15 protein-coding genes are annotated in these 11,497 nt (G+C 67.3%); 8 read left to right on the forward strand and 7 right to left on the reverse strand.

Annotation, left to right across the window (positions count from 1 at the left end):
- Positions 1 to 217 (forward strand): hypothetical protein (locus AQJ27_RS58160; protein WP_208948618.1); only part of this gene is annotated, 217 nt, incomplete at its 5' end.
- 71 nt (positions 218 to 288) lie between these two features.
- Here the strand turns inward: AQJ27_RS58160 and AQJ27_RS46350 are convergent.
- The gene (locus tag AQJ27_RS46350) at positions 289 to 1,191 is read right to left on the reverse strand and encodes a hypothetical protein (protein ID WP_159064596.1); all 903 of its coding nucleotides are present in this window, start codon (positions 1,189 to 1,191) and stop codon (positions 289 to 291) included.
- Between the two features lie 255 nt (positions 1,192 to 1,446).
- On the opposite strand from AQJ27_RS46350, the gene AQJ27_RS46355 reads away from it, so the two are divergent.
- A complete protein-coding gene (locus AQJ27_RS46355) occupies positions 1,447 to 1,896 on the forward strand; it encodes a hypothetical protein (protein WP_159064597.1) in 450 nt (149 codons plus the stop codon).
- Between the two features lie 364 nt (positions 1,897 to 2,260).
- Here the strand turns inward: AQJ27_RS46355 and AQJ27_RS46360 are convergent, their stop codons facing one another.
- From AQJ27_RS46360 to AQJ27_RS46370, 3 genes are all read right to left on the reverse strand, one after another.
- On the reverse strand, positions 2,261 to 3,052 hold the full coding sequence (locus AQJ27_RS46360) for a class I SAM-dependent methyltransferase (RefSeq protein ID WP_067383761.1): 792 nt from the start codon (positions 3,050 to 3,052) through the stop codon (positions 2,261 to 2,263).
- Positions 3,053 to 3,145: 93 nt separating this feature from the next.
- Positions 3,146 to 3,292, reverse strand: coding sequence for a hypothetical protein (locus tag AQJ27_RS46365; protein WP_159064598.1), 147 nt, complete (start codon positions 3,290 to 3,292; stop codon positions 3,146 to 3,148).
- A 264-nt stretch (positions 3,293 to 3,556) separates the two neighbouring features.
- The gene (locus AQJ27_RS46370; RefSeq protein ID WP_067383766.1) at positions 3,557 to 4,003 is read right to left on the reverse strand and encodes a hypothetical protein; all 447 of its coding nucleotides are present in this window, start codon (positions 4,001 to 4,003) and stop codon (positions 3,557 to 3,559) included.
- A 348-nt stretch (positions 4,004 to 4,351) separates the two neighbouring features.
- On the opposite strand from AQJ27_RS46370, the gene AQJ27_RS46375 reads away from it, so the two are divergent.
- The 3 genes from AQJ27_RS46375 to AQJ27_RS46385 all read left to right on the forward strand — a co-directional run bounded on the left by AQJ27_RS46375 (position 4,352) and on the right by AQJ27_RS46385 (position 6,756).
- On the forward strand, positions 4,352 to 4,690 hold the full coding sequence (locus tag AQJ27_RS46375; RefSeq protein WP_067383769.1) for a thioredoxin family protein: 339 nt from the start codon (positions 4,352 to 4,354) through the stop codon (positions 4,688 to 4,690).
- Positions 4,691 to 4,959: 269 nt separating this feature from the next.
- Positions 4,960 to 5,268 (forward strand): hypothetical protein, encoded by a 309-nt coding sequence (locus tag AQJ27_RS46380; RefSeq protein WP_159064599.1) that lies wholly within the window; start codon positions 4,960 to 4,962, stop codon positions 5,266 to 5,268.
- Positions 5,269 to 6,045: 777 nt separating this feature from the next.
- Positions 6,046 to 6,756, forward strand: coding sequence for a hypothetical protein (locus AQJ27_RS46385; protein ID WP_235613921.1), 711 nt, complete (start codon positions 6,046 to 6,048; stop codon positions 6,754 to 6,756).
- Between the two features lie 245 nt (positions 6,757 to 7,001).
- Here AQJ27_RS46385 and AQJ27_RS46390 read toward each other — a convergent pair whose 3' ends face one another.
- Entirely contained in the window at positions 7,002 to 8,126 is a 1,125-nt protein-coding gene (locus AQJ27_RS46390) for an FG-GAP-like repeat-containing protein (protein ID WP_079065801.1), read from the reverse strand.
- Between the two features lie 97 nt (positions 8,127 to 8,223).
- Entirely contained in the window at positions 8,224 to 8,565 is a 342-nt protein-coding gene (locus AQJ27_RS46395; protein WP_067383779.1) for a DUF5713 family protein, read from the reverse strand.
- A gap of 143 nt (positions 8,566 to 8,708) precedes the next feature.
- Here AQJ27_RS46395 and AQJ27_RS59620 point away from each other — a divergent pair, with 143 nt between their 5' ends.
- The 3 genes from AQJ27_RS59620 to AQJ27_RS46410 all read left to right on the forward strand — a co-directional run bounded on the left by AQJ27_RS59620 (position 8,709) and on the right by AQJ27_RS46410 (position 10,845).
- Positions 8,709 to 9,134 (forward strand): IS5 family transposase, encoded by a 426-nt coding sequence (locus tag AQJ27_RS59620; RefSeq protein ID WP_067383782.1) that lies wholly within the window; start codon positions 8,709 to 8,711, stop codon positions 9,132 to 9,134.
- Between the two features lie 72 nt (positions 9,135 to 9,206).
- The gene (locus tag AQJ27_RS59625) at positions 9,207 to 9,524 is read left to right on the forward strand and encodes a hypothetical protein (protein WP_235613922.1); all 318 of its coding nucleotides are present in this window, start codon (positions 9,207 to 9,209) and stop codon (positions 9,522 to 9,524) included.
- 235 nt (positions 9,525 to 9,759) lie between these two features.
- Entirely contained in the window at positions 9,760 to 10,845 is a 1,086-nt protein-coding gene (locus tag AQJ27_RS46410) for an IS110 family RNA-guided transposase (protein WP_067383785.1), read from the forward strand.
- Positions 10,846 to 10,925: 80 nt separating this feature from the next.
- Here AQJ27_RS46410 and AQJ27_RS46415 read toward each other — a convergent pair whose 3' ends face one another.
- Positions 10,926 to 11,426 carry a GNAT family N-acetyltransferase gene (locus AQJ27_RS46415; RefSeq protein WP_067383788.1) on the reverse strand — a complete coding sequence of 167 codons (501 nt, stop codon included), beginning with the start codon at positions 11,424 to 11,426 and terminating at the stop codon, positions 10,926 to 10,928.
- Positions 11,427 to 11,497: the final 71 nt, after the last annotated feature.

The following is an 11,497-nucleotide window of genomic DNA, read 5'->3' on the forward strand; positions in this document are numbered from 1 at the left end:
CCCGAACAACACCACCAACGACACCTCCGGACCCAGGCATGCCCCCCCTCCACACCACCGGGAACCCGCCCGGGAACGGCCCGACGTCCACCGGCCCGGCCCTGCGGACAGCCTGCACGGCCTCTCCATCGACCTGGGGAACCTGCGACGGCAGGAGGAGGCTATGGCCGCGGCGCTTGAAGCGTCGGAGATCCGCCAGGGGCCCGCCGAGGCCTGACCCGTTGCCTACCAAGACGATGTCACTCAATCCCTGCGGTTTCTGTCCTGGCTGCAGCGAGACACGTGAGGTCAACAAAGCCATGCGAACCCCTCGAGCCGAGGCCGGGCATACGCCCGCTTCTCGATGCGGCCACGGCATGCAGGGCCTTCACGGAGCCAGCCCGTAGGACTTCTCAGTGCAACTGCAGCAATCTCGTCCAAGATGCGGCATCCCTGGTCACAGCCCAGCGAAGCATCAGACCGGGGCCGGATACCCGTCGCATTCAATCTGCGCCACCAGGTGGTGCCCTCGCGCGAGGCGTACGCGACCACCACCCACTGTTCGACCGGATTCAGGCCGCGCAGCACGCGGTTGAGGCACTCGTCGACGAACACCCCGGCCGTCGTGCCCGCGAGCAGGTCCACGTCGGGGGCGACCAGGTCGTACAGCGACAGCCCGCCGAGGTCCGCGTCCAGTGACAGCACCCGCCCAGCCCGGGTCCCGGGCCGCCACACCGGCACCAGCTGGTGGTGCAGCGCGCGGGCCTCCGCCTTCAGCACGCCGAGCGCGGTGGCCGGCAGCTGCCCGGTCTGCCACAGCTGCTCGCACCAGGTTCCGGCCAGGGCGGTGGACACGGCCTCCCGCCACCACCCGCCGAGCGGCAGCACCAGGACCTCGGCGGCGATGCGGTCGACGGCGGCGAGGCCTTCGGCGGGGGTGGTGGTCAGGCCCAGCGTGGTCGTCCACGCGCCGCAGACGGTTCCGCGGACCACGATGGCCCGCACGAGGTCCGGCGGATCATCCGGAAGATCTGTGGACCACTCGCTGTGGGGGCGCGTCCTGTTCTTGTGGAAGCGGCCACGCCCTTCGGCACGGCTTTCCAACCGGATGCCGTCCTCGGTGCCAACGACGAACTCGGGCAGGTCTTCGGCGGTGGGCCCGGGGTTGGGGTGGTACCAGTCGTGGGCCGACTCGGGGTTCACAGGGTTCACCGTCTTGCTACTCCTTGCGCGAGGGGATGCATCACCACTCAGTCCCGGGGAGCGGCATCATCGGCAATAGATCTCGAAGACAAGGGTCTGATCTGGGTCACGTCACGACGGCGAGGGGCTCTCCAGGGCGACGAAGCGAGCGACCCGCAGTCAGGGGCGGCGCGGGCTCGGGTCGGCGCCGACGACGTCGCATTCGGGGACTTGCTGGAGGCGCGGGAAGCTGCTTCACCCGGCAGCACCGAGATGATCGGGAACATGCGGGCCGTCCACCGCGACGCGGCCCTCGCCGGTGTCGATCTGTTCAGCCAGTCCCCCCTGGCCGGCGGTCTTCGCGGCCTGATCCGCACGGTCCAGGAGAGCGACGACCGGCTGCTGAGCGCGGCAGCACGTGCCTGTACGAAGGGGAACGGGGCCCTGAGCATCCTGTTCCTCCAGCGCGCGCCAGAGGATCCGGAGATCCCCCGGACGCTGATGGCCGACGTGATGTGGCACCAGTGGGTTCGTGTCGGCGGCTTCGCTCCCGTTCTCGGCATCGGTGGGGAAGCCGCGATTGCCCTCAATGTCGTCCAGTACCTGACGATTCCCGGATGGGCTGCGGACCTGGAGCGCTACCAGCAGCTCATGGACGCGTTGGCTGGCCCGGCCCTCCAGCGGGCTCGCAGACGCCCCGTAGAGCCGCCCACGAGCGATGTGTGCGGTGGGTAGGGCACCCGGTGCGGGGCCCAGCCGAGAGGCCACCCGGACAGCCAGTTTGCGACCCAGCGTCAGTCCTCGCCTGGTTGCAGTGATGGCGTCTCGCCGGTCCGATGGGGGCTCAGCGATTCCCTACGTGGCGATCATTCGCAATTCCTAATTGGCAGCCGAGTCGTCGTGGGGTGTCGGGCGGCCAATCGTTGGAAGCCACAAGCGGCAGAAGTTTGAAAGCCACACCCGACGCCCCTGGGTGGATGAACCATACGAAGGGCTCACCACGTCCCGCAGGACAACGTAGGGAAGTTAGTGGGGGTCGGCGCAGCGCTCCACTTGGCCATTCGGAGACACGGTCGTCTCGGCCGGCCCCACGGCTGGGTCAGCCCGGCTTGACCGCCAGCGTCGCAAAATAGTTCGACATGTATTGAGCGGATGCGTTGGATTGGTGCGGCGCTTCCGCGAAGCCGGTGACGACGAACCCCGCGGCGAGTTGCCCGCCGATCTGGTCGGTGAGGGTGTGGCTGTATTCAAGAGGGGCATCCGCGCCGAACTTCGTGGCGCGTTCCTCGGCGGAGTACTGCGTGACATCGCTGTAGGGCAGCTTGTGCACGACGATCAGCTCGCCGCGCTCGTCGAGCGCCTCGTGGTCGAACAAGTACGCATCAGGGTTGAGGAAGCCCACGAGCAGAGTTCCGCCCGGTCGCAGGACGCGGAAGCACTCACGCCACACCGGTGCCAAGTCTGGTACGAATAGGTTAGAGACCGGATGGAATACGACGTCGAATGTTGCGTCGCCGAAGGCGCTGAGGTCGCGCATGTCGCCTAGGACGGTGCGCAGCTCGAGTCCGTCGCGCGCCGCCACCATCTGGTCCTGGCCGAGCTGGCGGGGTGAGTTGTCGAATACGGTGACCCGCGCCCCTGCGGCGGCGAGGATCGGACCCTGCTGGCCACCACCGGAGGCCAGGCACAACACGTCCTTGCCGGTCAGGTCCGTCGGCAGCCAGGAGCGGTTGACTGGCTCACGCCCGATGAGAACAATCGACCAGTCGCCCATGCGGGCGCGCTCGACATCCTCAGCACTCACCGGCCTCGACCACTCGTTGCCCTCTTGGACACACTTGTCCCAGGCTGCCCGATTGTGGGCAACGGGGTCGACAACAATGTCCTGCACGTTTAACTCCCTGCTACAGCCAAGCGGACACCTGCGGTACTGATAGTTCCGTACCGCTAGCCAACACGATTGCAGGGTGCGGGCTCAACGAAATTAGCGGGCATCGAGGTGTCCACGGGCTCGACGGGTGGTCGCGCAGCGGGCGCGTAAGCGCTGGTTGCCGGGGTTGCGGAAGCCGTACTGCTCGACGGTGCTGCCGCACATCTCGCGGACGACGACCCCTGGTACGAGGGCGGCCACGACATCCTCCACAGCCGAAGAGCTCTCCCACGACAACGCGCGCCAGTGCATCAAGACGCTCTACGAACCCCAGTTGTCGGCTCCTGAGTGCCGACACCCTCGAGCACCTGACTGCGCTCACTGGTGGCGTGGGCCCGGAGCCACCTGTGTCAGAACCTTCGATCCCCAGGCGGCTGTCGATCGTGCTCGGGAACAACGTTCTGCCCATCTCCCCTACCTAGCTGAGGAATTGCCGTGTGCAGCTGAGCGGTCGCAGTTTGCCGCTCAGGTCTGGCACTGCGCCGTGCCGGCGGTAGACCACCCGCTCCAGGCGGCCCCGTCGGCACGGGCGTGTACACGAATCTCGACCTTCACGGGCCCGCACACCCGGGTCGAGCTTCCCACCTCCGTGGGCTCGACGGTCCCACGTGCCGGGACATAGGTGCGACCGCTGCCCAACTTCACCCAGTGACCACCGTTGACGACACGAAAGAACGCTTCGTAGGAGACGTTCGCCGCCCTCGGTCCCGTGTTGCGGGCCTTGACGTACGCCGTGATCTCCCGAGTGTAGATTCGGCCTTCTTTTCCGCGTTGGGCGCTGATGCAGCCGTTGACGGCCACCCGGCCGGTCGACACACCACCGCCGCAGGCGACTGCTGCGGCGTGAGCGTTCGCCGGAATGGCCAGCATGGTGAGCGCGGCAGCGCTCAGGATCGTTCCGATACGCCTCATATGCACAACCCTGCTCCCTTCGGCCCCGATTGCCTCAGAGGAACCATGACGCGTTGAGGCGTGGAGCGCAGCAGCTCATCGAGTTCTTCACTCCAACGGAAGCAGGCAGTGCTCCGGCACACGAGGCAGAACTGGCACGGGCCGATCCGGCCCGGATCAGCAGGCCGCGCAGGATGAACACGCGTGGACGACAACGCCCCCACAGGCCGAACACCCCAACCGCGCCGGCCGGAACCGCAACTCTCTCACGCGCCCATCGGTCAGCCAGACGACCGACCGGACTCAGCCTGCCGCACCGCGCGGGGGAAGATGGGGGTGGAATGACGGAACGAGAGGTCTGGAGCTTCCATGGCGAAGGCGGTTCACCAACCCCGTGAGGACGCGGAGTTCGATTTCATCCTCGGGATGAGCGGAGTCCCGGTCCTCGCATACTTCACCGGGACATGGCCCAAGGCAATCGAGCCCTGCCGGGCAATGGACCTCGTCGTGGGTGACATCGCAGACCAGTACACAGGCCGCCTGACGGCCGTCCGCACCGACATCACGCGCTGCCCGTCCGCAACCAAGCGATACCGGATCACCGGAGCCCCCTCCTACGTCCTGCTGAAGGAGGGAGAGGTCGTGGCCCACGGCACGGGGCCCATGACCATCACCGAGGCACAGGAGTTCCTGGACGGCCACCTCTGAGCGGTCGCCGCAGCACTGCGGCCGCCACGTCTGTCCGGCGAGTAGGCCGTCCTGGTCCGGACGGTGACCGCCGCCCGGACCACGTCAGTGCAGCCGCTTACCCCTCCCCGGTGGAGTCCGGATCGCGTAGGGGCCGCAGCCCGCATGCCCGCGCACGGCGAGCCGCTCCCCCGGGCATCGACCTGGGCTCCCTACTCAGACGCAACACGCCTCGCACATAAGTACGCGCCCCGATGCCCGTGGCGGCCGGCGCTGATGAAGTGGCCCTCATGACGACGCAGAACGCCGCGCCTCAGCACCGAGCAGACCACCCGACCTGGTGGAGGATCCCCCTGGCGGCATCCGCGCTCGGCCTGCCGGTCCTCGCCCTGGAATACAGCGCGATCCGGGCGCAGACGGGCATGGGCCAATACGGAGCAGTTCTCTACTGGGCCCTCGCACTCTTCGCCGTGGCCTGGGCCCTGCCCCACCGCCGCTCGTTCAGAACCTTCCGCATCCTGGCGAGTGGAGCGGCCCTGGTGATCACACTTCTGCCCATGACGCTCCTGCTGCTACTGGGCGTGATGCTGGCCGGCTGACGCGCACGCCACGAATTCCGCCCAGGCGGTCGAGGAGTTTTTCAAATGAACGAGCGCCTTGAGGGCCAGCGCGAAGCGGCGGTACAAGACACCGTTTGGGGCTGCGCGCAGTGTTCCCCGGGCGGGATCCGTAGCCGCCGACGACGTGATCCCCGTCGTCAGAAGTGGGGCTGGTCCGGGCCGTCACTCGTGTCGTCGTAGGCGTTGACGTAGGCGAGCCTCACCACGGCCGGCACCTACATCGAGATGACCTCCCGCCTCCTCGAACCCGCCCTCCTCGCCCGCGCCGTGCGCGACCGCGTCATCAGAGGCACCCATATGATCGCCCGGCAGACTGGAAGCGTGGCGAGCCAACCTCACCCGCCTTCGCACAGTCCTAGCCCCGCCATCACAGTCCATCCCGCTGTTCGATGTCGAGCAATGACAGAGCGTCACCCGCCACAAAACCGACACTGTTGGTGATCTCTACGCGGGTGCCGAAGGCGCGCCTGGCTGGTTCCGTCTCCGCCTTGTTCCCAACCGATCCCGTCGCCCGCTAGTTGTTGTCACAGAGCAGTTCCGGACCAGGGCGAGAGGAAACACGTGATGACCCATGCACGGTCGAACGGCTCACCAGCACCCGTGGTCAGCAACTCCCGGCAGACGCCTGCCCTCGCGGCAGGGACGATGACTCCGTTCGACGACATCTACGACCAGCCGGACCCTCGCGCATACTTTCGTGAGCTGGGCCCCTGGGAGTACCAAACCCCACATCATGCTCAGCCCATCTTCCGCCGCATGCTCACAGCGTGCCGGCCCACAGGCCCGGCCACGGTGCTGGACCTGTGCTGTTCCTACGGCATCAACGCCGCCCTGCTCAACCACGATCTCACCCTGGCGGACCTGTACGCCCACTACACATCGCCGCAGGCCACCGAGCTGACCACCGCAGAGTTGATCGAATGGGACCGGGCCTACTACGCGGCGCACAGGCGCTCAGACCCGGCCTGCGTCATCGGTCTCGACGCCGCCCCCCACGCTGTCTCCTACGCACACGCTGTCGGCCTCCTGGACGAGGGGTTCGCCGAGAATCTGGAGAGCGCGCCGCCCAGCCCGGCCCTGCGCCAGGCCGCCCGCCGCACCTGCCTCGTCACCGTCACCGGCGGAGCCAGCTTCCTGTCTCCTCTCACCTTCGAGCCGCTCCTGGACTGCGTCCACAGCCCGGTGTGGGTCGCCGCGTTCGTGCTGCGGACCCACTCCTACCGCCGCATCGCCGAGTGCCTGGAACCGTACGGCCTCAGGACCGAGAAAGCCGTCCCCCACACGTTTCGGCAACGCCGCTTCACCAGCAGGCAGGAGCAGCAGTACGCGATCGACGCGGTGACCGCGGCCGGCGAGGATCCGCAGGACAGGGAGACCCGCGGCTACTTCCACACCACGCTGTACCTGTCGCGTCACGCGACAGTCGCCGCACAAACTCCCCTGACCACCCTGGTCCAGGCATCCTGACACCTTCCAAATCCCCTACCCGGAACAGCAGCCGGAGATCACCAACAGCATCCAATACCTGAGCCAGAACCCGTTCTCGTGAACATCGACTTCGGCAGCGGCGGGCCGCCTTCCGAAGTGCCGTGCATCTGCTGTCGGGGTTCGGTGAATAGAACCAGCCAGCGAAGATCCCCCAGGTCTGACCCGGGGGATCACGTGGAACGTGTGACCGGAATCAAACCCGCGGATGTTCGTGCAGGCCGTGTTCAGAAACCGCCGTTGAGGTCGTACCAGCTCTGTTGCACAAGCCGGTACTTGGCGAGGGAGCCCTTGCCGTTGCCCGGGTACAGCCGCAGCTGGTCAGCCGTTGACCCGGCGTGGGGGTTCTCGTACAAGTCCTGCGTGGCGGCGACCAGGTCGAGCCGCCCGTCGCCGTCGCCGTCGACGTCACCGACGCCGAGGAAGGTCGACATCTGCCCCCAGCCGCTGCTGCCGATGAGCTTCCGGGTGGCGAAGGGGCCGCGTCCGGTGCCGGGGTACAGCCACAGCTTGCCCGAGGTGTCACGAGCGATCAGGTCGCCGTGACCGTCGCCGTTGAGGTCGCCCGGTGCGGTCAGGGCGTTCATGGACTTCCAGCCGCCGCCCAGGGACGTACGGGTGCCGAAGGTGCCGTGGCCCGTGCCCGGGTAGAGCCACAGGGTGCCGAAGGAATCGCGGGCGAGCGGGTCGCCGTGGCCGTCGCCATTGAGGTCGCCGTGCCGGGTGAGGGCGGTCATGGAGTTCCAGCCGCCGCTGATCAGCGTGCCGTCCCCGGTGCCGGAGACGAACCAGAGCCGGCCGCCGCGGTCCCGGGACAGCAGGTCCGCGCGGCCGTCACGGTCCAGATCGCCGAACCCGGGGGTGCTGGGGGCGGGCTCCGCATACCACCCGGAGTACGGAGTGTTGTCGCAGTCCCGCTCGTTGGGAACGAACTTGATGGAACTGATCTTTCTGTCGAGGTCCCAGGAGTAGTTGGTGGCGCCCTGACCCGGCGCGTCGTTGAAGAAGGTGCCGGCGCCGCCGTAGTTCTCGTCGGTGTAGAGGCAGGAAAAGCTGGGCGTCCGATTCCAGAAGGAGCGGATTCTGTTGTCCCACGAGCCCATCGTGGGCATGTCGGCGCGGGTCTTCATCATGGAGCCGGTCTCGTCCTTACCGCTCCATCCGCACAGGTAGCCGGACGGCAAGAGCTCGCCGACGTGGTGGCTGCCTGCGCGGGCACGGCGAGCGTCACCGTGGCCAGCGCCAGGCTCCCCGCGGTCACCACCAGCCGTCCGAGGCGTCTGTTCACCTTGTCCCTTCTGGGTCCGGTTGCAACAGGATGAGCGCGCTGTATGCCTGACGGCGTCCTGCACCGTGGGCGTGGTCCGGATCCAGCCGATACGAGGCGACCGTGCTGATCGCAGCTCTCAACGAATGGCTCTGACCGGCAGATGACCCTTCGGTCGTTGTTCACCAGTCCCGGGTGGCGATCAGCTCCTCTACATCCGCGTCCGTGAACCCGTATGCCGACGCGACAAACCAGAAATCCTCAGCGATCACCTCGCGCGCAACCGTCTCGATCTCACTCCCGGCGGCCTCGAACTCCGCCTCCAGGCGGTTGAATTCCTCTGTTGCGGCCTGGGCGAGCGCATACAGGGCCTCCAGATCCGATGGCTGCTCAGCCTCAATCCGCTCGCACAGCCGCAACAGGATCGCCCTGCCCCGGTCGACGACGTGATCAGGAAAGTACGAGTCCGCATACATCTGCCGCAGAAACGCGTGCCCTGATACCTGCTGGTTTGTGATCGGCATGACGCTTCCCCGTCCCCGTAGAAGAACTGACGCGCCGATCATGCACGGCACCACTGACAACGAAGCCGCCCATGTACGCCAGACCACTCATGACCGAGGGCGTGTGTCGAAAGTGGATCTTGAACATGGGATGATCTTGGTTCGTGGCACGTGGAGATCTGACGGACGCGCAATGGGCGGTGCTGGAACCACTGTTGCCGAAGGGCAAGAAGCCCGGACGGCCGCCGACCTGGGCCAGGCGGCAGCTGATTGACGGCATACGGTTCCGGGTCCGCACCGGCGTCCCCTGGCGGGACCTGCCAGCCGAATACGGACCGTGGGACCGGGCGTACGACCTGTTCCGCCGCTGGCAGCGGGACGGCACCCGGCATCGGATCTTCACCGAACTCCAGGCCCAGGCCGACGCGAAAGAGCTGATCACCTGGGACATCAACATCGACTCCACCGTCGTCCGGGCCCACCAACACGCCGCCGGAGCGAGGAAAAAGGGGAGCTACAGAAGGAGCCGCCCGGCGGCGTCACCGTCGAGCCGGATGACCACGAGATTGGGCGCTCGCGCGGCGGCCTGACCACCAAGCTGCACCTGGCCGTCGAACAGGGTCAGAAGCCCATGTCCATCGTGATCACGGCCGGACAGCGGGGTGATTCCCCCGCAGTTCGAGCCCGTTCTGGGCAAGGTCCGTGTCCCGCGTCTTGGGCCGGGCCGGCCGCGCACCCGACCCGATCGTGTACGGGCCGACAAGGCGTACGCCTCCCGGAGGAACCGCGCTGATCTGCGCCGACGCGGGATCCGCTGCACCATTCCGGACAAGGCCGACCAGGCCCGCAACCGCAAGAAGCGCGGCTCGCACGGGGGCCGGCCTCTGAAGTTCGACCCACAGGACTACAAGGCTCGGCATGCGGTCGAGTGCGGCACGCCTCAAAAGGCACCGGGCGGTGGCCACGAGGTACGACTGTGAGGATGATCGGGTGCCGCCTCGGGCGGTGGTCTGGCCCGAGGTACGACTGGCTTTGATGCCCTGAGTTTGATCTGCCGACCACCGCTCGAGGCAGCGCGTGCTGCCACCGGACCGGTGGGCGTGTCCCGATAGGGGCCTTTGCGACAGGCACCGTCACAGTCCTGACCGCCACACCTGGCCCGGCGTCGGCCACCGGTATTCCCGAGGCGCTCAGGAGGCAGGCACCGTGCCCAGCATGACCCAGCCCACCCGTCCCCGTCACCACACGCCCGAACCGCTCGAGGACGTCGTGCTCGGCGTGGATACCCACAAGGACATCCACGTGGCGGCAGTAATCACCACAACGGGAGTCCTGCTGGACACCCGCAGCTTTCCGACCACCGAAAATGGCTACCGGCAACTGCTGGACTGGGCAAGCGCCTTCGGCCGCCTGCAGCGGGCCGGCGTGGAGTGCACCGGCTCCTACGGCGCCGCACTGACGCGCTACCTGCACCACGAGGGCATCACGGTTACCGAGGTCAACCAACCGGACAAGGCCACCCGGCGGCGACGCGGCAAGACCGACGCGATCGACGCCGCGGCCGCTGCCCAGGCCGTGCTCTCCGGACGTGCCACCGCCACCGCCAAGACCAGCGACGGCCCGGTGGAGGCCATTCGCATGTTCAAAATGGCTAAGGTTTCTGCGACGAAGTCCCGTTCGCAGGCGATCAACCAGCTCAAGGCCGTTCTGGTCGCCGCGGACCCCGCCCTGCGCGAGGCACTGAGTGGCCTGAGCAATCCCAAACTCATCCGGAAGTGCTCCGAGCTGGAGGCTGCCGACGACACCGCCCCGGCAGCGGCGGCCCGCCACACACTTCGGCTGCTGGCCAGGCGCATCCAGCATCTCACCGAGGAGATCAACGACCTCACCACGCGGATCACCGGGGCAATCGCTGTCTGCGCACCACGTCTGCTGGACCGCTACGGCGTCGGCCCGGACACCGCCGCCGCCTTGCTGATAGCGGCCGGCGACAACCCGGACCGGATGGGCAGCGAGTCATCCTTCGCCGCACTCTGCGGCGTCAGCCCGGTAGAGGCATCCTCGGGTAAGACCCAGCGACGCAGGCTCAACCGAGGCGGCGACCGCCAGGCCAACTCCGCGCTCTACACCATCGTCCTGGCCCGCTTGCGCTGGGATGCCCGCACCCGCGACTACGTGGAGCGTCGTGTTGCGCAGGGCAAGACCCGCCGTGAAGCCATCCGCTGCCTCAAACGCTACGTCGCACGAGAGATCTACCAGACCATCAACCCACCCAAGTCCACTGCGGCTCCAGCGTGTTGACATCCATAGGGGCATCAAGCTGGCGGTCCGCTACGAGGCGACCGTCCTCGTAGCAGCAATCAACGAGTGGCTGTGACCACTCACACGGCACGCTCCATGCACACCAGTTGATCCCGATCGTCCCATGACTCGGTGCCGGTGAAGCCGAACCGTTCGTACAGAGCGATGGCCCCAGTCCGCCACTTCCACACCGACAGCCGCACGGTGCCCACGCCGCTTTCCGCAGCATGCGCGAGCGCAGCACCGAGCAGGCCCGACGCAATGCCCCGGCCCCGGAATGCCGGGTCCGTCCAGAGCCTCTTGATCTCCGACCGCCCGCCGGCGGGGGCGGTCACCACCAGACAGCCCACCGCGGCGCTCCCGCTCAGAGCCACCAGCACGACATCGTCGACGAACGCGATCCGCGGGTCCGAGATCTCCGCCTGGTAGCGGTTTGGCAGCCCGTCCACATCAGCAACGACCTCGCCCTTCTCGGCCTCCGTCCGCAGATGGTAGGCCGCCAGCAACGCGGCCAACCCGTCCTCGACGGACAGAGTCGGACCTGGCCAGCGGACGATGGAAACCTCGCGTTGATCAGTCATGACGTCAGCATCACACGACACAAGGCAGGCTCAACCTGAACCCCTCGGACCACTTTCGACACACGCCCTAA

This window comes from Streptomyces olivochromogenes (assembly GCF_001514115.1).
GTDB classification, from domain to species: Bacteria; Actinomycetota; Actinomycetes; order Streptomycetales; family Streptomycetaceae; genus Streptomyces; species Streptomyces olivochromogenes.